Source organism: Serratia sp. NA_112.1 (genome assembly GCF_052691715.1).
The window spans coordinates 248,349-268,007 of sequence record NZ_JBQZFO010000002.1 but is presented as its reverse complement, the minus strand read 5'-3'; the positions used below and the strand labels follow the sequence as shown (position 1 = coordinate 268,007).

At 55.5% G+C, this 19,659-nt stretch carries 17 protein-coding genes, 2 tRNA genes and 2 pseudogenes; 9 read left to right on the top strand and 12 right to left on the bottom strand.

Annotated features, from left to right (window positions below):
* Positions 1-30: 30 nt before the first annotated feature.
* Both paaY and pdxR read left to right on the top strand, forming a co-directional pair.
* Positions 31-627 (top strand): phenylacetic acid degradation protein PaaY, encoded by a 597-nt coding sequence (gene paaY, locus ACUTQ5_RS05620; protein ID WP_445650432.1) that lies wholly within the window; start codon positions 31-33, stop codon positions 625-627.
* A gap of 81 nt (positions 628-708) precedes the next feature.
* Entirely contained in the window at positions 709-2,217 is a 1,509-nt protein-coding gene (gene pdxR, locus ACUTQ5_RS05615; protein ID WP_445650431.1) for a MocR-like pyridoxine biosynthesis transcription factor PdxR, read from the top strand.
* A gap of 101 nt (positions 2,218-2,318) precedes the next feature.
* Here pdxR and ACUTQ5_RS05610 read toward each other — a convergent pair whose 3' ends face one another.
* The 7 genes and pseudogenes from ACUTQ5_RS05610 to ACUTQ5_RS05580 form a co-directional block, all read right to left on the bottom strand.
* Positions 2,319-3,221: a DMT family transporter gene (locus ACUTQ5_RS05610; RefSeq protein ID WP_445650430.1), complete on the bottom strand. Its 903-nt coding sequence runs from the start codon at positions 3,219-3,221 to the stop codon at positions 2,319-2,321.
* 94 nt (positions 3,222-3,315) lie between these two features.
* Entirely contained in the window at positions 3,316-4,716 is a 1,401-nt protein-coding gene (locus ACUTQ5_RS05605; RefSeq protein WP_445650429.1) for an amino acid permease, read from the bottom strand.
* Between the two features lie 16 nt (positions 4,717-4,732).
* Positions 4,733-4,879 (bottom strand): hypothetical protein, encoded by a 147-nt coding sequence (locus ACUTQ5_RS05600; RefSeq protein WP_445650428.1) that lies wholly within the window; start codon positions 4,877-4,879, stop codon positions 4,733-4,735.
* A pseudogene (locus ACUTQ5_RS05595) lies at positions 4,857-5,027 on the bottom strand (aromatic amino acid aminotransferase); the annotation flags it as partial. The pseudogene ACUTQ5_RS05595 and the gene ACUTQ5_RS05600, both read right to left, overlap by 23 nt.
* A gap of 55 nt (positions 5,028-5,082) precedes the next feature.
* Entirely contained in the window at positions 5,083-5,454 is a 372-nt protein-coding gene (locus tag ACUTQ5_RS05590; protein ID WP_409326509.1) for a RidA family protein, read from the bottom strand.
* Between the two features lie 3 nt (positions 5,455-5,457).
* Entirely contained in the window at positions 5,458-6,252 is a 795-nt protein-coding gene (locus ACUTQ5_RS05585; RefSeq protein ID WP_445650427.1) for an alpha/beta hydrolase, read from the bottom strand.
* A 155-nt stretch (positions 6,253-6,407) separates the two neighbouring features.
* Positions 6,408-7,313, bottom strand: coding sequence for a LysR family transcriptional regulator (locus tag ACUTQ5_RS05580; RefSeq protein ID WP_445650426.1), 906 nt, complete (start codon positions 7,311-7,313; stop codon positions 6,408-6,410).
* Positions 7,314-7,411: 98 nt separating this feature from the next.
* Here ACUTQ5_RS05580 and ACUTQ5_RS05575 point away from each other — a divergent pair, with 98 nt between their 5' ends.
* Together ACUTQ5_RS05575 and ACUTQ5_RS05570 are read left to right on the top strand one after the other, a co-directional pair.
* Positions 7,412-8,029, top strand: coding sequence for a glutathione S-transferase (locus tag ACUTQ5_RS05575; protein ID WP_445650425.1), 618 nt, complete (start codon positions 7,412-7,414; stop codon positions 8,027-8,029).
* Between the two features lie 5 nt (positions 8,030-8,034).
* Positions 8,035-8,949: a pyridoxamine 5'-phosphate oxidase family protein gene (locus ACUTQ5_RS05570; protein ID WP_445650424.1), complete on the top strand. Its 915-nt coding sequence runs from the start codon at positions 8,035-8,037 to the stop codon at positions 8,947-8,949.
* An 86-nt stretch (positions 8,950-9,035) separates the two neighbouring features.
* Here the strand turns inward: ACUTQ5_RS05570 and ACUTQ5_RS05565 are convergent, their stop codons facing one another.
* Positions 9,036-9,248, bottom strand: a complete 213-nt coding sequence (locus ACUTQ5_RS05565; RefSeq protein WP_445650423.1) for a glycogen synthesis protein — start codon at positions 9,246-9,248, stop codon at positions 9,036-9,038.
* A gap of 216 nt (positions 9,249-9,464) precedes the next feature.
* Here ACUTQ5_RS05565 and gabD point away from each other — a divergent pair, with 216 nt between their 5' ends.
* Positions 9,465-10,940, top strand: coding sequence for an NADP-dependent succinate-semialdehyde dehydrogenase (gene gabD, locus ACUTQ5_RS05560; protein ID WP_445650422.1), 1,476 nt, complete (start codon positions 9,465-9,467; stop codon positions 10,938-10,940).
* Between the two features lie 186 nt (positions 10,941-11,126).
* Here the strand turns inward: gabD and ACUTQ5_RS05555 are convergent, their stop codons facing one another.
* The gene (locus tag ACUTQ5_RS05555) at positions 11,127-13,043 is read right to left on the bottom strand and encodes a hypothetical protein (RefSeq protein ID WP_445650421.1); all 1,917 of its coding nucleotides are present in this window, start codon (positions 13,041-13,043) and stop codon (positions 11,127-11,129) included.
* A gap of 637 nt (positions 13,044-13,680) precedes the next feature.
* On the opposite strand from ACUTQ5_RS05555, the gene ACUTQ5_RS05550 reads away from it, so the two are divergent.
* Both ACUTQ5_RS05550 and ACUTQ5_RS05545 read left to right on the top strand, forming a co-directional pair.
* Positions 13,681-16,056 carry a glucose/quinate/shikimate family membrane-bound PQQ-dependent dehydrogenase gene (locus ACUTQ5_RS05550; RefSeq protein ID WP_445650420.1) on the top strand — a complete coding sequence of 792 codons (2,376 nt, stop codon included), beginning with the start codon at positions 13,681-13,683 and terminating at the stop codon, positions 16,054-16,056.
* A 292-nt stretch (positions 16,057-16,348) separates the two neighbouring features.
* Positions 16,349-16,543, top strand: coding sequence for a hypothetical protein (locus tag ACUTQ5_RS05545; RefSeq protein WP_445650419.1), 195 nt, complete (start codon positions 16,349-16,351; stop codon positions 16,541-16,543).
* On the opposite strand, the pseudogene ACUTQ5_RS05540 reads toward ACUTQ5_RS05545, so the two are convergent.
* A pseudogene (locus ACUTQ5_RS05540) lies at positions 16,544-17,188 on the bottom strand (MATE family efflux transporter); the annotation flags it as partial.
* A gap of 104 nt (positions 17,189-17,292) precedes the next feature.
* Positions 17,293-17,382, bottom strand: a tRNA-Ser gene (locus ACUTQ5_RS05535).
* 92 nt (positions 17,383-17,474) lie between these two features.
* Here ACUTQ5_RS05535 and mtfA point away from each other — a divergent pair.
* Together mtfA and ACUTQ5_RS05525 are read left to right on the top strand one after the other, a co-directional pair.
* Positions 17,475-18,263 (top strand): DgsA anti-repressor MtfA, encoded by a 789-nt coding sequence (gene mtfA, locus ACUTQ5_RS05530; RefSeq protein ID WP_445650418.1) that lies wholly within the window; start codon positions 17,475-17,477, stop codon positions 18,261-18,263.
* Positions 18,264-18,365: 102 nt separating this feature from the next.
* A tRNA-Asn gene (locus ACUTQ5_RS05525) sits at positions 18,366-18,441 on the top strand.
* Between the two features lie 49 nt (positions 18,442-18,490).
* Here the strand turns inward: ACUTQ5_RS05525 and ACUTQ5_RS05520 are convergent.
* Positions 18,491-19,531: a LacI family DNA-binding transcriptional regulator gene (locus tag ACUTQ5_RS05520; protein ID WP_445650738.1), complete on the bottom strand. Its 1,041-nt coding sequence runs from the start codon at positions 19,529-19,531 to the stop codon at positions 18,491-18,493.
* Between the last annotated feature and the right edge of the window lie 128 nt (positions 19,532-19,659).

The following is a 19,659-nucleotide window of genomic DNA, read 5'->3' as shown; positions in this document are numbered from 1 at the left end:
TTATGGGAAACAACCTTAGGAGTTTTTGCTATGCCCGTGTATCAGATTGATGGCCTGACCCCAGTAGTAGACCCCAGCAGTTATGTGCACCCGACGGCGGTATTGATTGGCGATGTGATCGTCGGCAAACAGGTGTATATCGGCCCCAATGCCAGCCTGCGCGGCGACTTTGGCCGTCTGGTGATTGGTGACGGCGCCAATATCCAGGACAACTGCGTGATGCACGGCTTTCCGCAGCAGGACACCGTGGTGGAACAGGACGGTCATATCGGCCACGGCGCGATATTGCACGGCTGCCGCATCCGCCGTAACGCCATGGTCGGCATGAATGCGGTGATCATGGACGGCGCGGAGATCGGTGAGAACAGCATCGTCGGTGCCATGGCGTTCGTTAAGGCCGCCGCGGTGATTGAAGCCAACAAGCTGGTGGTCGGTAGCCCGGCACGGGTATTGCGCGACCTGACCGAACAGGAACTGGCGTGGAAAGTGGTCGGCACGCGTGAATACCATGATTTGGTACTGCGCTGTAAATCTTCTCTGCAAGAAGTCGCCCCACTGAGCGAAATCGAACCGGGCCGTCAGCGCTTAAGTTTTGGCGACCACCTGATACCAAAAAGTCAGCTTTAAGCATCACAAAATACGCTATTTCGGTAAAAAGTGGTTTACAGTGATTACCCTGTTTAACTCTTTTTACCTGGACCGGAATCGATGCCAAGAACGGCCAAAACGGTTGAAGTCCCCGCCATCGGCGAGCTTGATCGTCAAGCGGGGCAGCTTAGCCTGCAGCTTGCTCAGGCGTTGCGGGCCGCTATCAACAGAGACGAACTTAAACCTGGCGAACTGCTCCCCTCCACCCGCGTGCTGGCAGGTGCGTTGCAGTTGGCCAGAGGCACGGTGCTGGCAGCCTTCGAACAGCTGACGGCCGAGGGCTTTCTCGAAGCGCAACCCGGTTCAGGTACCCGCGTCGCCCTGTCACTTCATCGCCAGCCCCCGGCACCACTCAATCCGGCTGATATTTGTGACATCCCCCTTTCCAGCCAGGCGCAGGCATTGGCGCGATTTGCCGGTCAGTTACGGCCGCTGCCGCCGATTCCCTTCACCGTCTCGGTGCCCATCAATGATACCGCGCCCGATGACGTCTGGCGTCGTCTCGGCAACCGCATCCGCGCCCGTGGGCCAGGCGCTCCGGCAGGCTACGGCGAACCACTGGGGGCACTGCCGTTGCGCAAGGCGGTCTGTGAATACGTCCGCAAATCCCGTTCGGTACTCTGTACGCCGGAACAGGTGATTATCACCTCCGGCACTCAACAAGGGCTGTATCTGGCGACGCAAATTCTGCTGGACACCGGTGACACCGCCTGGGTGGAGGATCCGGCCTATCACGGCATTACCGCCATCTTTAACAGCGTCTTCAGAGACCGGCGAATGGTCAGAGTGCCGGTGGATGCCGAAGGAATAGACGTGGTGGCAGGCAGTAAAATCGCGCCGCAGGCCAAAGCTGTTTTTGTCACGCCTTCTCACCAATACCCGCTGTGCATGCCAATGAGCATGACGCGTCGGCTCGAGCTACTGGCGTGGGCCAAAAAGCACCGGGCCTGGATTGTCGAGGATGATTACGACAGTGAAATGCGCTATTCAGGCCATCCGTTTCCGTCATTGCAGGGGTTAGCCCCGGCGAGAGTGGTCTACCTAGGCACCTTCAGCAAGATCCTTTTCCCTTCGTTGCGGCTGGGTTACGCCATCGTACCCAGGCCGCTGGTGGATGCCTTTTGCGGCGCACGCGTACTGATGGACCGCCACCCGCCCAGCGCCGATCAGCACGTGCTGGCCAGCTTTATGGCGCAGGGGCATCTGGCTCGTCATATCCGCCGTATGCGCGGCGTGTATGCGGAAAAACGGCGGGTATTAACCGCAGCCATCAATGCCCATGTTTCTGCCGAGCTGGCGACGCTGCACCCCAGCGATCAGGGCATGCATATGGTGTTGTGGTTGAAGGCGGGGCTGGACGACCAAATGGTCGCTCGCCATGCCGCCGAGGCTGGAGTAGCGGTAAGTGCGCTTTCGCCAATGTATGGCGTCGGCAGCGGGAAAAGCGGCTTGATACTCGGACTGGGCGGCTACGATGATCTGCAAATCCACCGCGCCGCCCAACGACTGAATCAGGTGCTGATGACGTTAGCCGATGCAGCAATCCCCTCTCCTTTGGGAGAGGGTTAGGGTGAGGGTGAGGGGAAATATGCAAAACCGAGACTTAAGCCCCTCACCCCGTCCCTATCCCCTGGAGAGGGGACTCACTTGAGCAATATCCTATGCCCGATTCAGCGCGAAAACCGCTTCGCGCCGTACACGCAAACCAATACCCCGGCCATCACCGCAATCATCGAAGGCTGGATGGTTTCATGCAGCACCCACGCGGCCAACGCCAGACCAAAGAAGGGTTGCAGTAGTTGTAACTGACCTACGGCGGCAATGCCGCCCAGCGCCAAACCGCGATACCAAAAGATAAAACCAATCCACATGCTGAACAGCGAAATATAGCCCAGAGAAAGCCACGCCCCTACGCTGACCTGCGGCCAACTCGCCGGTGCAGCCCAAACGGCAACCCCGGCCGTCAGCGGTAAAGCCACCACCAACGCCCAGGAGATCACCTGCCAGCCACCGAGCTTACGCGTCAGCATCGCGCCTTCCGCGTAGCCCAGACCGCAAAGCAGTATCGCCGCCACCATCAGCAGGTCACCCACCCAGGAAGCGCCCGCCCCCTGACTTAGCGCAAAGGCCCCCACCAGTAGACTGCCCAACACCGAGAACAGCCAGAAAGCGATTTTCGGACGTTCTCCTCCGCGCAGTACGCCAAAACAGGCGGTAGCCAGTGGCAATAGCCCGATATACACCAACGCATGCGCCGAGGTGGTGTGCTGCAAGGCCAACGCCGTCAGCAACGGGAAACCGATCACGACCCCGATCGCGACCATCACCAGCGGCACAAAATCCTGCCGCTGCGGCCAACATTGACGCATTAGCCCCAACGCGCCAAGCGCCAGTATGGCTGCCAGTACCGCCCGCATCGCGGTCAGGAAAAGCGGCTCAAATTCTTGCACCGCCAGACGCGTGGCGGGCAAAGAACCGCTAAAAATCAACATCCCCAGAAAGCCGTTAACCCACCCCTGTGCCGAATTATCGCTTCGGCCGACAACCTGAAATTTTTCTGTCTCACTGCTCATGGCAACACCACTCTATACCGGCGAAAGATCCCTTATTCTCCGGTTAAAGTGGTTTATTGCCAGAGCCAGATAACGACATTATCAGCAAACCACTTTACTCTAACTCCGACGTTTCCATCACTGCGGGCAGCCGCTGATGGCGGCTATAGAAGAAGTAGATGGCCACCAGCAGCAGGGTGAACGGGATACCGAACCACAGCGTCATCTTGAAAAACTCGGTGAACGCCGTCGAGATCAACAGTGCGGTCATCAGTCCGGCACCGGCCAGCGTGGTGTAGGGAAAACCCCACATGCGGAATTTCAGGTGGGTTTGGCGATGCTGACGGCGGAAAAACAGGTGAGTGACAAAAATCATCAGCCAGGTAAAGCAAGCGCCGTACACCGAAATAGACATCATGGCGGCAAAGGCTTTCTCCGGATAAACCAAGCTCAGTACGATCGACACCACAATGCCAATACACGACATCACCAATGCGCTCACCGGAATACCGCGTTTGCTGACCTGGCCCAGCACAGCCGGGGCTTGCCCGGCGCGCGACAGCGAGAACATCATACGGGTGGTGATATACAACTGGCTGTTCATCGCCGACAGCGCAGCCACCAGCACAATAAAATTGAAGATACCGGCGGCGGCGGGCAAGTGGATGACGTTCATCGCCATCAGGAACGGGCTTTCACCGGTTCCGGACTGCCGCCAGGGAACGATCGCCAGCATCAGCGCAATCGACAGCATATAGAAAATAAACAACCGCAAGATGGTGCCCTTGAAGGCAGTCTTCACCGCAATCACCGGGTTTTTGGCTTCACCAGCGGCCACTGCGATCATCTCAATACTCAGATAGCTGAAAATCGACACAATCACCGCGAACCACATGCCCTTGACGCCAAACGGGAAGAACCCACCATTGGCAGTAAAGTTGTGAATACCGTAGGCCGGGTTAGCGGAAAACACCAAAATGCCGATGCCAATGGCGATAAAGGCCGCGATGGCCACCACCTTGATGGTCGACAGCGCATACTCCACCTGGCCGAAGGACTTGACGCCAATCACATTGATGACAATTACCGCCGCAGAAAACAGCAGCACCCAGGGCCAGATCGGCGTGGTCGGGAACCAGAACTGCATATACATACCGATAGCGGTGACCTCGGTACCCACCGCCAAGACCACGCAGGACCAGTAGGAATAACGCACCAGAAAACCGAACAGCGGACTGATATAAAACTCGGCATAGTCACCGAAAGAGCCCGGCGTTGGGTGTTCAGAGGTCATTTCCGCCAGGCATCCCATCAGCAGCAACGCCACCACGCCACCGATAAAATAGCTCAGCAGGACGCTGGGGCCGGCCATCTGAATGGCATAGGCACTGCCGAGAAACAGCCCAGTACCGATCGCCCCCCCTATCGCCAGCATGGTCATCTGCCCGGCGGTGAGCTGTTTCTTCAAACCGCCCTGCCGCCGCGCAATTTCTTCAAAACCTTTCATCTGTTTCATGGCATTCCTACCTTATTCACGCAGTACGGGTGACATCCAGGATGGTGGCAGTAACGTTGGCGACCAAAAATTCCAGGCCGATTTTCAATGCTTCACGCAGCGCGAAACAACCCTCGTCCAGACCGTCACCAAACCCCTGATAGGCAATATCGAACAGCGGCAACAACCGTTTGCATCAGCGGGATCCGTCCTTGCTGATCGTAATAAAGATCGATACCCAGATTCACTTTCTGTGTATTTTCATCCTGTAAATAAGCTTCCATCAACGACATAATAGGATCGGCCGCCGAACGGCCAATGTGATTATACATAACGGTTCCTTAATTCATTATTTAATGAATTTTCGGCGGGGTGTGGTTATATATTTCAGGCGGTAGCAGTGACGGTTATTTCTATTTTCATTCCCGGCACCACCAGCTTGTCAACAATTACCGTTGAGCGATTGGGGTAAGGATAATTAAAATATTGCTTATAAATTTCATCGAGTAATTTAACGTCGCTCACATCGGTGAGATAAACAATAACCTGCAGAACATTATCGCTGTGGCTTTCTGCCGCCTTTAACGTCCGGGCCAGATTATCAAAGGTCAGGGTAATCTGTTTTTCCGGCTCGCCAGTTTCAATGCTGCCGTCCGGCCTGACCGGGCCATGGGCGGTGAACAGCATGCCACCGCCTTTGGTCGCCCAGGAAAAGGGTTGGCCAATCTCCGGTAAGCCGGTATCGATAATGGTACGCATGGTTTATTTCCCCGTAGTGGTTAACTGGCAGATCAACGCCCCATCCCTGGCAAACAGTGAATCCAGCACGTTGTAATGGTTGGCACCGTCGACCGCAACCAGGCGGGCGGGCAGCTGTTTTTCTTGTAGCGCAGCATAGTAATGCCGTGACTGGTCAATCAGTTCCGGCAGTTCAGCAGCGCCGTAAAATAGCGTCATCGGTTTAATGCGTTCAGGTATATTGCGCGCCGGACTTAACTGCGCAATTTGCTGCTGGGTCAACTGCAATTGTCGGTTAACGTAGGTGGTTAACAGGGGTTCCAGCTCGAAAATACCGCTGATCGGTAACACCACGTCGACCATAGGATGATGCTGCCAGAAACTGGCCAGATGCCCTCCGGCGGAATGGCCACACAAGTAAACCGGCGCGAGTTTATTGGGTGCCAGGCGTTGTTGAATCGCGTTTAGCGCCGCACCGGTTTGCCGACAAATATCGTCAAGCGAGGCCTGTGGTGCCAGCGTATATTCCAGCAGCACCACGTCAAAACCCAATGCCAATGGCACGGTGGCAATAAAGGCAAAGTCATCCCGGGAACAAAATTGCCAATATCCTCCGTGAATAAATATTAATGTCCCCTGATGCGTCTCGTCAGAATATAACCAGTCAAAAACTTCCCTGGGTGAACCCCCATAGGCAATATTACGTTCGCTGCGGACTTGCTGATAAACCGCCTGACTGCGAGTTTGGAATGAGTTCAGAATTTCATCCTCATTGTCCACCGTCGAACCGTTATCGTAACTGCCTGCCAAAATTTTCATATATTAAACTTCGTTTATTATTTAAGATATGCGTTAACTATTAGCACTGGGAATAATATTGTCAAGAAGGGGACAACAGCAATGCGTGCAGGGTAATATAAATCTTTTCTGCGGCTCAACAAGTTTTACCAGTGAAACTTATTGAGCCTTAATCGCTATTTTAACGGCGGCTGAATTTGCGCCAACTGACTTAATTCCTGCCAGGCATAATCCCAGAAGGTACGCACTTTTAGCGGCATGCGTTGGCTATGTTGCGCCACCAGTTGCACCGGCATCGGCAAGGGTTCAAACGCCGGCAGCAGGCGCACCAGTGTCCCCGCCGCCAGGTCGTCTGCCACCTGATACGACAGCAACCGGGCGATGCCCTTGCCTGCTCGCGCCGCCAGCAACTGGGTTTCAACGTCATTGAGCAACAAGCGCGGCGTCAGCCTTACCCTGTCACCGTTTTCCTGTGGACCAAACCGCCATTCGCGCAGCGACGCCCGCTGGGTGCCGACGATGGTGTCATGGTCGACCAACTGCGCCGGTTCCAATGGCTCGCCACGTAGCGCCAGATAGGCCGGACTGGCGACCGCCACTCGGGATACCTGCCCCAACCGACGCGCCACGCGGGAAGAGTCCTGCAAATGGCCGATGCGTACCGCCACGTCCAGCCCTTCGTCGATCAAATCCAGGTTGCGATCGTTGAGCACCATTTCAATTTGCATCTGCGGATAAAGCTCGAGAAACGCCATCACCACCGGTGCCACGTGCTTACGCCCGAACTGCACCGGCGAGGTAATACGCAGCAGGCCGCTGAGCTGGCTATCCGCCGTATCCAGTACCGCCGCCTGGTATTCATGCAGCAGTAAATGCGCCCGCTCCGCCAGCCGCAGTCCGACCTCGGTCGGGGCCAGCCGCCGGGTCGTACGTTCAAGCAACCGGGCGCCAAAACGCTGCTCCAGCGAGGCGATGGCCCGGGTCACCGCCGGGGCGGAACGTCGCAGTTTGCGACCGGCGGCAGCCAGGCTGCCATGCTGGATCACCGCTACAAAAATCGCCAGTTCGTCCAACCGATCCATAGACTGTTCCATAAAGTGAAATTATCAATTTCCAGATTGCCGGATTTCTCTCACCGACTGCAAGAGTATGCTGATTAAAATCCTTCAGGAGTGTGATTATGCAAAAGCTAAAACTTTACGGTACCCCGCTTTCCGGCCACGTCCACCGCGTGGAGTTGCTGTTGCGGATACTCGAACTACCGTATGAATTTATCCCAGCCCCCGCAGCGGTGCGCCAAAGCGAAGCCTTTCTGCGCCTGAACCCTTTCGGCCAGATCCCGCTACTGGTGGATGGCGAGCTGGCGCTGGCCGACAGCAACGCCATTTTGGTGTACCTGGCCAAGCGCTATGCGCCGGATAGCCATTGGTTACCCGAAGAACCCGTGGCGGCGGCCCAGGTACAGCAATGGTTGTCTAAAGCTGCGGGAGAAGTCCGCTATGGGCCGGCTTCCGCTCGTTTGATCGCCCAATTCGGCGTGCCAGAAGATTATCAGGTCGCGCAGGCCATCAGTGCGCGCTTCCTTCCACAAATGGAGCAGCATCTGACCGACCATCAGTTTCTGGCGACGGAACAGGCCACCATTGGCGATCTGGCCTGTTACAGCTATGTGGCGGTAGCGCCGGAAGGTGGCATTTCGCTGGCCCCGTACCCGGCAATTCAACGCTGGGTAGCGCGTATTGCCGCATTGCCGGGCTTCTTTGCCATGCCGTCACTGCCGTACCCCGTCGAGAGGTAAATCCGATGATCCCGCAGATGTTCCACCCCGATGAACTACGTGCCCAGACCCTGGCCGGATTTAACCAGGTGGGCGGCGGTATTTTCCCCAGCATGCCAGACCAGCACCGCAAGTTTTTCGAAGCGCTGCCTTACTTGTTTGTTGCCACTCTGGACGAGCAAGGTTGGCCGGTAGCTACGTTGTTTAGCGGCCCACCCGGTTTTTTGCGCACGCCGGACAGCACCCACCTGCGTATCAGTACCTCACGCCGCAACGACGATCCGGCGCAGGCAGCATTACAATCCGGCCAGCCGGTGGGAGCGCTGGGGCTGGATTTTAGCAACCGACGCCGTAACCGCGCCAACGGTGTGATCGGACGTACCGACAAAAACCGCATTGAGATCGAAGTCAGGCAAAGCTTTGGCAACTGTCCGCAGTATATCCAGCGGCGCGAGCTGTATCCGGCACCCGCCAACCCTGCGCCAATCGAACATCTCACTACGTTGGATGCGGCGGCCCAGGCGTTGATTCGCAGCGCGGATACCTGTTTCGTGGCCAGTGCCGCCCATATCCAGCAGGTGCAAGGTGGCGTGGATATTTCGCACCGGGGCGGAAAACCGGGATTTATCTATCTGGAGGGAAGCACCCTGTGGATGCCGGATTTTCGTGGCAATCGCTATATGAATACCCTGGGTAACCTGTTGGCGCAACCGCGGGCAGCGCTGCTGTTTATCGATTTTGAACGCGGGGATGTTTTACATTTGCAGGGGGAAACGCAGATCCTCTGGCAAGCAGAGATCGGCCAGGAGGTGGTAGGGGCGGAACGCTACTGGCGTTTCGATATACAGCGCGCATGGCGTTTTTCACAGGCGCTGCCGTGGCGGGGGCGTAATCTTGAGTTCTCCCCGGCAACGCTCAATACCGGGGTGTGGACGGAATAAAAAACCCTGCGTTGGCGGGGGTATTCCCACATCTGTTCTGCCTGTCTCACCTCACCCTCTCCCAAAGGAGAGGGGACGCCAGGAGTTTATACGCTATGTTCCACCGTTGACGCGGTTTGATAAAGCTGGCGGAAATAGCTCAGGCGTTCAAAGAACAACCGGCTTTGCGACTCCGACATATTACCGGCCACTTTGCCGGCGTCGAGCTCTCGCCCCTGCCACTCCATCAACGCAATGCTGGAAGCCAAAAAATCCATTTCTCCGCCGCCATAAAGATGTCTGTCCACTGATTTCATCATTTGCACACTCCTTTTAATCACATCGAAAAGGGTCATATGCCTGCTGGTTTCAGTATCGTCCCGACGGCGGATGTTTTTTGTACAGAAGGTGCTCATGGCGGCAAATTGATTAGTTGCCACGGAGCGGGCAAATAGAGGCGGAAAAGTTTGCTAGGGTAAAGGGGTGCCGTTTGGGGTAGGTCACCCTGTGTTGAATTCTGATAAGGAAGAAAACCGATGAGCAATCACTTCTCTGCCACCCTCAAAGATCCTGCGCTGTTCCGCGAGGCCAACTATATCGACGGGCAATGGCTGCCGATCAAAGGCGACCAGAGCATCAAGATCCACAATCCCGCCACCGGCGAACTGGTCGGTCAGGTGCCGGCGTTGGGGGCCAAAGAGACCGCGCAGGCGATCGCCGCCGCGAAAAAGGCCCAGCCGGCCTGGCGCGCATTGACCGCCAAAGAACGGGCCGGCAAACTGCGCCGCCTGTTCGAGTTGATGATGGAAAATCAGGACGATCTGGCGCTGATCATGACCGCAGAACAGGGCAAGCCGCTGGCGGAAAGCCGGGGTGAGATTGCCTACGCGGCGTCCTTTATCGAGTGGTTTGCCGAAGAAGGCAAACGCGTCTACGGTGACACCATTCCTCAGCCCCAGGCCGGCCGCCGCATTATCGTGCAGAAAGAACCGATTGGTGTATTTGCTGCTATTACGCCGTGGAATTTCCCGGCGGCGATGATCACCCGTAAAGCTGGCCCCGGCTGGGCTGCGGGCTGTACCGGGGTGATCCGCCCCGCAAGCCAAACCCCCTTCTCTGCACTGGCCATCGCCGTGCTGGCCGAGCGAGCAGGCTTACCGGCCGGAGTTTGCAACGTCATTACCGGCCCGAGCCAGGCCATAGGGGCGGAGCTGACCGCCAACCCGGACGTACGCAAGCTCTCCTTCACCGGCAGCACCGAGGTGGGTGCGCAACTGCTGGCGCAGTGTGCTCCGACCATCAAAAAGACCAGTATGGAACTGGGCGGCAACGCGCCGTTTATCGTGTTTGACGATGCCGATCTGGACGCCGCTGTGACAGGCGCCGTGGCTTCCAAATACCGCAATGCCGGCCAGACCTGCGTGTGTACCAACCGTTTTCTGGTGCAGGACGGCATCTACGATGCCTTCGCCGAAAAGCTCAAAACGGCGGTAGAGAAGCTGAAGGTCGGCAACGGCCTGGACGACGGTGTAACTATCGGCCCGTTGATTAACCCGGCCGCCGTGGAAAAAGTCAGCGAGCATATCGCCGACGCGGTGCGGTTGGGTGCCAAGGTTCTGCTGGGTGGCAATCCTCATGCGCTGGGCAATAACTTCTTTACGCCGACCATCCTGACCAATGTGCCACGACAGGCAAAAATCTTCCATGAAGAGACCTTTGGCCCGGTAGCGCCGTTAATCCGTTTCAATAGCGAAGCCGAAGCCATTGAGCTGGCCAATGACACGCCGTTTGGCCTGGCCTCGTACTTCTACAGCCGGGATATCGGTCGGTTCATGCGCGTCGCCGAAGCGCTGGAATACGGCATCGTCGGCATTAATGAAGGGCTGATTTCTACCGAAGTCGCCCCTTTCGGCGGGGTTAAAAACTCTGGGCTGGGCCGTGAGGGGTCAAAATACGGTATCGAGGATTATCTTGAGATTAAGTACCTGTGCCTCGGCGGGCTGGGGAGCTAACCACCTGATGTCTTTATATGGCCCGCACGACGCGGGCCAAAGATTATCATGAGGTCAACAATGGAATTCTCCGCCGCTAACAGTTTGTGAGCAACAGGACTGACATAAACTAAAAAGTCCTACAGCATCGCACGCAGGGCAAGGGTGAATGAAACAATTATTGATATGCAGCGATTGGGGAACAGATCAGCTGTAGTTCTGTGGCGTTAGAAAACCAATGTCCTGACCATCAAGAGCAACATGGATCCGCGTCCCATCCCAGGCTAATGCCAGCTCTGCAGCGGTTGCCTGCCCACTTCCCGTTTTCAGCGTAAACCCGCCCTGAGCCACCGCAGTAGTGGCCTTGCTGTAGTTACCGCCAACCGGTTTACTAATACGTACATCCGAAGATAACGGTGTATCAATATACCACGGTAAACCGGTGTACTGGCCTAAAGTCAGATGCACATCCGGCCCGCGCAATGCCGGTAACACACTGTTTTTCCCTTTTATACTCCAGTTTCCGGCCACACTTTGCCCCGCGCCCAGCAACTTCACAGGCGAATCAATCGCCTCACTGCTCTGTTCTATAGTCAAATTGCGCGGGACTTTGATAGTAGTGGCCGTAGTTACCAGGCAAACGGCCTTCGTCTCTTTAATAATCAATTCGTCAATATCACAATCGGCTGCCAGTAGAACAATTGGCAGCACACCCTCAGGTAATCCGTGAGCAAAGCTCAAGCGTCGAATAGAGCAAGGTTCCAAAATTCGACAAATCGCAGAACCGGCAGTATAAGCAGCTGAATATTCACGTACGTTAATCTCGTCGATCACCAACTGTGGCATTCGGATATAAATACTGTCCGCACTATCGACTTTTCCGATATCCAGGCGACCAATGCGGCAACGGCTCTGCTGGCCTGACGCGGTTAACGCGAAGCTATGGAAACAGGAGCGCAGAGAAACACCATCGATTAAGTTGTCTTCAGAACCGTCATGCAGTTCAACGCCACTGAGGCAGGCACCGGCAGTCACATTACGGACAACCTGTCCTTTCCCTGAAACATAAACCGCGCAAGCACGGTTATTGATCGCGCTACTGGTTGGGTTGTTTAAAAAATAGCAATCTCCCGCTTGAATGTTAATACAGGTATTATTGCTACCAGATAAAATGGCTATCCCGCTCCCCCACTGACCGCACTGAATATTCGAGATATAATTATTACTTCCCATATCTTTATCTTGCGCAACACTTAACACTGCACCGGAAAGATAGCCAGCCTCAGGCTTGTCCGAAGGAATACCCGCCCCCTGCATGCGAATATTGGTCACATTGTTATTATTTCCCTTAACCAAAAATCCATCGCCGAGGCAATAACCACAAATAACGTCGGAGATCACATTACTGTCATTATAGGTGGCGAAGAAATCATCACGGCATTCATCCACAATAATGTCGTGTGCCATCGACCGCCCCTGGAGGCTGAATCCGTCGTTAAAACCACTCAGTTGCATATGGTGGAAATAGCTACCGTCAGCGCCAGAATAACCAACATGACTTTTTACCGAATTGTAAACACTGTCGCGGTTGGCTACTCCCATCAGCTTCCCGCCAAACATTTCAACGCCGTGAAGAAAGTCATAGGCTTCTGCAGTCGACGTTTCATTGGCGAACATCGGTTTCACATGGCCCGCTTTGGCTTTGATCGTGGCACCATTTAAATTGATGGTTTTACGTGACGTCCTGCCATCTTTGATTCTGACCGTATCAGACGTCAAATAAGTGGCACCTGCCCGGCAAATCACGGCGTAAGGGGAAAGAAAACATGTAGTAAGAGGTAGAGTATCGTCGGCAAGATTATCACCACGCGCCCCATACATCGCGGGAGTAACGGTACCCGAGACGTCCAAAACTCGTACCCAGACCCAATTACCCGTTGATTTGATGTACATCCCCCCGTCATCAGTCAGCGTTGACGATTGCACCGCACTGAATAAACCGCCACCGTCCGGTAACGTCACCGGAGCATTCCAATTGGAATAATAGGAGGTCACCTCAATCAGTTCTCCGACAGCAGCCGGTACGAGGGTGCGCAACGTAGATATATCAGGACAGTTGTTCATGGCATTTACCTTATTGGATTAATGACCGACAGTCGGCTTATCCAAGGTAAATGAGAACCAACCCGCAGGTCATGAATTGGCTGTTGTGCCATCGCTGGCCAATCCTTCGCAAACCCCACTGGCACCCGGCAAGCCATATTGCCTGGAAAGTCGGGCATCATCGTTGCGCAACCATTATTTTTGGTACTGCGCGTCGCTGACCTGCTCCAACCACTTCACCGGGTAATTCCTAACGGGTGACGGGTGTTGAAGAATAGCTATGCGTTAAATCTGCTTGAGCTTATGAGTCAGATTCATAAAGCCAACAAAAAACTGCCGAAACAGCACAAGGTATGCAACGAAAGAATAACAATTAGAGTAACCTAGCCGCGCTTCAGGCGAAGCGGTTGCCAGCCTCTCAATGAACCGGCAAAACACTACGCCGAATGCAGTGCTTTTTTACTTTCGTCCCCCATGACAGAGTTTTTCAACAAGCCAAAACCAGCCCCACCATTTTAACTGCCACTGCCTTTTAGCCTTGGCGCTGGAGAGGGTTTGCCGAACGCACGGGATGGATTTTTAGGGAGAAACCGCGTGTTTTTTTGGATATGGCTTAATCTCTAAATCGGGGACTTTTCATTTTGGTAAGGATAATACTATGCAAAATAAAGCATCATTGTCGCCGCTCATCATCATCACGGCGCTATTTGCCGCGCTGAGCGGACTCTATCTGCTAGGAGGCGGCATCTGGCTGGCCAAACTCGGCGGTTCGCTGTACTACATCATTGCCGGCCTGGTGTTGCTGGTTACCGCCTGGCTGTTGGCTCGCCGCCGCGCCACTGCCCTGCTGCTGTATGCCGTATTTTTACTTGGCACCACCATTTGGGCACTGTGGGAGGTCGGCCCGGACTTCTGGGCACTGACGCCGCGTCTGGACGTCACCTTCTTCTTCGGCCTGTGGCTGGTACTGCCGTTTATCTATCACAAGCTGATTGCCAGCGGCAAGTTGGCCTACAGCGCACTGAGTATCGCGCTGGTGTTCACCGTCGCAGTACTGGCCTATGCGGTGTTTAACGATCCACAAGAGATCAACGGCACCCTTGAACCGGCCCAGGTGAAAGTTGCCCCTCAGGTATCAGACGCCGATTGGCCGGCCTATGGCCGTACTCAGGAAGGCACACGTTATTCCCCACTGAGCCAGATCAACGACAAGAACGTCGGTCAGCTCAAGGAAGCCTGGACCTTCCAGACTGGCGATCTGAAAACCGCCAACGATCCAGGGGAAATAACCAACGAAGTGACCCCGATTAAAATCCGCGACACGCTCTATCTGTGTACCCCACACCAGAAGCTGTTCGCGCTGGATGCGGCCACCGGTAAGCAAAAGTGGCAATTTGATCCTCAGTTGAAGTTCAACCCAACCTTCCAGCACATCACCTGCCGTGGCGTCTCTTATCATGAGACCCCTGCCGCCGCAGGCAACGCCACCGACGCCTCTCCGGCACAGTGCGCACGCCGCATTATCCTGCCGGTGAATGATGGCCGCCTGTTTGCTTTGGATGCCGAGACCGGCCAGCCTTGCGCCGATTTTGCCAATAACGGCGAACTCAATTTGCAAAGCAATATGCCGTATGCCACTCCGGGCCATTATGAGCCGACCTCACCGCCGGTGATCACCGATAAGGTGATTGTCATTGCCGGTGCGGTGACCGATAACTACTCCAATCGCGAACCTTCGGGCGTGATCCGCGGTTTTGACGTCAACAGCGGTAAACTGCTGTGGGCGTTTGATCCAGGTGCAGATGACCCTAACGCCATCCCGGCGGATGAACACCACTTCACACCGAACTCGCCAAACTCCTGGGCGCCTTCAGCCTATGATGCCAAGCTGGATATCGTTTACCTGCCAATGGGGGTGACCACTCCGGATATCTGGGGCGGCGATCGCACGCCGAACATGGAGCGCTACGCCAGCGGCCTGCTGGCATTGAACGCTTCTACCGGTAAGCTGGTGTGGTTCTATCAAACGGTGCACCACGACCTGTGGGACATGGACGTACCGGCCCAGCCAACGCTGGCGGATATCACCGACAAGAGCGGCAACAAGGTGCCGGTGATTTATGTGCCGACCAAGACCGGCAACATCTTCGTTCTTAACCGCACCAACGGTGAGCTGGTAGTTCCTGCACCGGAAAAACCGGTTCCGCAAGGCCCGGCCAAGGGCGACCGCCTGTCACCGACTCAGCCTTTCTCTGAGCTGACTTTCCGCCCTGAGAAAAAACTGACCGGCGCGGATATGTGGGGCGCCACCATTTATGACCAACTGGTCTGCCGTGTGATGTTCCACAGCCTGCGTTATGAGGGTACCTTCACCCCACCTTCCGAACAGGGCACTTTGGTATTCCCAGGTAACCTCGGTATGTTCGAATGGGGTGGCCTGTCTGTCGATACTGACCGTCAGGTGGCCATCGCCAACCCTATCGCACTGCCGTTTGTATCAAAACTGATCCCACGCGGCCCAGGCAACCCAATCGAGCCGCCGGTCGGCGATAAAGGCGGCAGCGGTACCGAGTCCGGCGTCCAGCCGCAGTACGGTGTGCCGTTCGGCGTGACCCTGAATCCGTTCCTGTCACCACTTGGCCTGCCGTGCAAACAGCCTGCCTGGGGTTACATTTCTGCGGTGGATCTGAAGACCAACGATATCGTGTGGAAAAAACGCATTGGTACCGTGCGCGACAGCTCTCCGCTGCCGCTGCCGTTCAAAATGGGTATGCCGATGTTGGGCGGACCGGTCTCAACCGCCGGGAATGTGTTCTTCATTGGCGCAACGGCGGACAACTATCTGCGTGCCTTCAGCGTGACCAACGGTGAAAAACTGTGGGAAGCGCGGTTACCGGCCGGTGGCCAGGCGACGCCAATGACCTATGAGGTCAACGGCAAGCAGTACGTGGTCATTTCTGCCGGCGGCCATGGTTCCTTTGGCACCAAGCTGGGCGACTATATCGTTGCTTACGCACTGCCAGATGAAAAATAATCGTCGAGTATAGCCCTATCACAGAGCACGTCATCTGGCGTGCTCTTTCACGATAAGCACCCCGCAAAACCTTTTCCGCAATAAATTTCACTTCATGCATTGATAATAGTTATCATTCTCAATATTATAACTGCGTTGGCCCCGGCAGTGGCCGACCATCATCTCGACATTAACAGGCAGTAGACTGGCGGCCGCCTTCGGGCGGCCCTCTTTGGAGACATATGACTGAACACCGCAGCAGACAAAAAATCGCTATCGTCCCCTGCATCCATAAAGGCATGGAGGAATTTGCATGAGCCAACAACCTCTGACCGCCATGCTGATGCTGGTTTATGTGCTGCTGATGGTGCCGGCGCTGTTTGCTCTCGACAACCGCCTGAGCACTACCCGCTGGGGCCAGTGCCGCCTGCTGCGCAAAACGCTGCAAACCGGGTTTATCATTGCCCTGACATTATTGTTCTTTAGCCTCATGACGTTACTGTATTGATTAATTCACCGCCGCCGGCAGTACGCCCTCCTGTTTTACCACCGCGACCTTGCCGCTCAGGGCAAAGGCCGAGATCAGGGTAAACAGCAAGGCAATACAGCCGAGGATCAGATACGAGGTTTTGAAGCCGTAGTTGATGTACATCAGGCCCGCCGCATAGGACATGCCGATGGCCGATAATACCCAGGAAGCGGCCCAGATTGGCATAAAGGCGGCGTTGAGCCAGATAAGCACCTTCACCACCTCCTTCACATCGTCCTGTTGGCTATAAAACGAGGCGAATACCCCTGCCAGCGGCGCGGTACCCCAGGCAATGACCGTTAACCCAAGGGTCGCCAGCCAGAATATGTGGCGCAACTGCCGTTCTGCCTGGGCTATCTGCCCTTTCCCCAGGCGCTTTCCGACAATAACGGTCGACGCAGATCCCAGGGCATTGCCCGGCAGGTTAATCAGTGAGGCAATTGAGAAAGCGATAAAATTGCCGGCGATAACGTTGGTGCCCATACCGGCGACAAACATTTGCGTCAGTAATTTACCGCCGTTGAACAGCACCGACTCAATGCTGGCGGGAATGCCGATCCCCAAAACTTCCCACAAAATCGTCAGTTTTAACGGACAAAAATAACTCTTCAGCGTGATATGCAGTACAAAACTTTTGGCAGGGCATGAGTCAGGCAGAGTCTATCACTCTGCGAAATACTATGTGTGACGGGGATCGTTGAAAGAATTTTATCTAAGTGATTGAATAATGGCGGAGAGAGGGGGATTTGAACCCCCGGTAGAGTTGCCCCTACTCCAGTTTTCGAGACTGGTCCGTTCAGCCGCTCCGGCATCTCTCCTTCAAGTGCTTGCTATCATGCCTCTTTTTGCGGCATTTTTACAGAGTTAGCCCCCAGCCGAATGTTCAAGTGACGACTTTACGAGCAACCTGATGATTAAATGGCCGTGGAAAACGCATCAACCGCAGGCGGAAACGCTTGCCCAGTGGCAGGACGCACTGGCAATTCCCCTGCTCTCTCCGCTGGATGAGCGGGAACAACAACGGCTGATCGCCGTTGCCGGGCAGATCTTGCAGCAAAAAAGCATCGTCCCGTTGCAAGGGCTGGAGCTAACCTCGCAAATGCAGGCGCGTATTGCCCTGTTGTTCGCCTTGCCGGTGCTGGAACTGGGTGCCGAGTGCCTCGACGGTTTTAATGAGATCCTGCTCTACCCTACGCCGTTTGTGGTGGAGGATGAATGGCAGGACGACTTTGGCCTGGTACACTCCGGGCCGGTGGTGCAATCCGGCCAAAGCTGGGAACAGGGGCCGATCGTACTCAACTGGCAGGACGTGCAGGACTCTTTTGATCTCTCTGGTTTTAACCTGGTGATCCACGAGGCGGTACACAAGCTGGACATGCGCAACGGCGGCAGGGCCACCGGCATACCGCCGATCCCGCTACGCGATATCGCCGCCTGGGAACATGACCTGCACGCCGCGATGGAGAGCCTGCAGGACGAGATCGACATGGTAGGCGAAGAGGCCGCCAGTATGGACGCCTACGCTGCCACCGATCCGGCCGAGTGTTTCGCGGTCCTGTCGGAGTACTTTTTCAGCGCGCCCGAACTGCTGGCCAACCGTTTTCCGGTGATGTACCAGCATTTTAGTCGCTTCTATAAGCAGGATCCGCTTGCACGTTTACAGCGGCTTCAGGCCGAAAACGGCGCACAATGCCCATAATCCAGCCCGCATTGCTCAGATGCTGAGCAGTCGCACAGAATAGGCGAATTTAGCGTTGACACATTCTGGGTGGCTGGATATGATGCGCCCCGTTCAGACAATTCCTCTGTAGTTCAGTCGGTAGAACGGCGGACTGTTAATCCGTATGTCACTGGTTCGAGTCCAGTCAGAGGAGCCAAATTCGAAAGACCCGCTTAAGGAGACTTAGGCGGGTCTTTTGCCGTTGGTCATGCCCCGCGAATGGTACCGCGCCAGACAAAATCGGCATGGTACAGCCGGGTTTCACCCGGCATCTCCTGCCCCAGTGCCGGCATCATGCTCTCTTCTTTCTTTTCTTCGGCCACCAGCCACGCAACCGAATCCTGAGCAAATATCGCCACCGGCTGGGTAAAAGTGGTGAGATGGTAAGAAGACCAGGCCGCCTGCGGAATATCGTCGTAGCCCGCAACGCAAAGATCTTCTGGAATACGCAGCCCAAAGCGATGGCGCGCCTCATCCATAAAGCCACAGGCCAATAAATCCGTAACGCAAAACACCGCATCAGGCCGCTCGCGCCGGGTCAACAAGCGGTGCGCCAGGATCTGCCCGCTCTCATAGGAGGTGGTACCGAAGCGCTCGACGCTCACCGGCAACCCCGCCGCTTCCGCTGCCTGCAGAAAACCCCGTTCACGCGCCATCAGGCTGGGCGTACCGGCCAACGAGTTGGCAAAGGCGATGCGCTGGCAGCCCGCGCGGGCAAACGCCATTACCACCCTGCCCGCCGCTTCTTCGTTATCCAGCCGGATACTGAGTGAGCCGGGCAAGGTGTCATCACGGTTAATCAGCACCAGCCGCTGGCCATGCCTGTGACACAGACGGGCAATGGCGCTGTCGGGCATGCCGGATAGCACAAAGGAGGCATCCGCCCGAAAGTTTATCGCCTGTTGCAGCGCCTGGGAGACGCTGTCATCGGAGCGATCGGTGTTAATCAACATGGCTATTTTGCCCGCATCCTGCAAATGTTGAGTCAGCAAACGCACCAGGCTGGCTCGGTAAGGGGTCGCCAACTCTGAAACAATCAGGCAAACAATGCCGCTGCGGTTACGTACCAATCCCCGAGCCAAATGATTAACGTGATATCCCAGTTCTTCAGCCGCCCGCATCACCTTCTCGCGGGTCGCCGCCGACACGCTGGCACCAGACGTATAAGTCCGCGAGACCGCCGATCGGGAAACCCCAGCCAATTCCGCCACGTCTTTCGCACTGATCATCGCCTTGTCCGCCGCCATCGTCATATCCATCCATTTTCTGCTCTACGAAAAGTTTGCCGCACTTTGCAAAGCTGTGCAAATTTTTATCGGTTAAAATTTTTCATTTTTGTGACGAGAAGGTTGAATTGTTTCATTCCACGATTGAC

Coding starts and splice junctions, on each gene's coding strand:
- paaY (WP_445650432.1), top strand. CDS start 31: ATGCCCGTGTATCAGATTGATGGCCTGACCCCAGTAGTAGACCCCAGC.
- pdxR (WP_445650431.1), top strand. CDS start 709: ATGCCAAGAACGGCCAAAACGGTTGAAGTCCCCGCCATCGGCGAGCTT.
- ACUTQ5_RS05610 (WP_445650430.1), bottom strand. CDS start 3,221: ATGAGCAGTGAGACAGAAAAATTTCAGGTTGTCGGCCGAAGCGATAAT.
- ACUTQ5_RS05605 (WP_445650429.1), bottom strand. CDS start 4,716: ATGAAACAGATGAAAGGTTTTGAAGAAATTGCGCGGCGGCAGGGCGGT.
- ACUTQ5_RS05590 (WP_409326509.1), bottom strand. CDS start 5,454: ATGCGTACCATTATCGATACCGGCTTACCGGAGATTGGCCAACCCTTT.
- ACUTQ5_RS05585 (WP_445650427.1), bottom strand. CDS start 6,252: ATGAAAATTTTGGCAGGCAGTTACGATAACGGTTCGACGGTGGACAAT.
- ACUTQ5_RS05580 (WP_445650426.1), bottom strand. CDS start 7,313: ATGGATCGGTTGGACGAACTGGCGATTTTTGTAGCGGTGATCCAGCAT.
- ACUTQ5_RS05575 (WP_445650425.1), top strand. CDS start 7,412: ATGCAAAAGCTAAAACTTTACGGTACCCCGCTTTCCGGCCACGTCCAC.
- ACUTQ5_RS05570 (WP_445650424.1), top strand. CDS start 8,035: ATGATCCCGCAGATGTTCCACCCCGATGAACTACGTGCCCAGACCCTG.
- ACUTQ5_RS05565 (WP_445650423.1), bottom strand. CDS start 9,248: ATGATGAAATCAGTGGACAGACATCTTTATGGCGGCGGAGAAATGGAT.
- gabD (WP_445650422.1), top strand. CDS start 9,465: ATGAGCAATCACTTCTCTGCCACCCTCAAAGATCCTGCGCTGTTCCGC.
- ACUTQ5_RS05555 (WP_445650421.1), bottom strand. CDS start 13,043: ATGAACAACTGTCCTGATATATCTACGTTGCGCACCCTCGTACCGGCT.
- ACUTQ5_RS05550 (WP_445650420.1), top strand. CDS start 13,681: ATGCAAAATAAAGCATCATTGTCGCCGCTCATCATCATCACGGCGCTA.
- ACUTQ5_RS05545 (WP_445650419.1), top strand. CDS start 16,349: ATGAGCCAACAACCTCTGACCGCCATGCTGATGCTGGTTTATGTGCTG.
- mtfA (WP_445650418.1), top strand. CDS start 17,475: ATGATTAAATGGCCGTGGAAAACGCATCAACCGCAGGCGGAAACGCTT.
- ACUTQ5_RS05520 (WP_445650738.1), bottom strand. CDS start 19,531: ATGGCGGCGGACAAGGCGATGATCAGTGCGAAAGACGTGGCGGAATTG.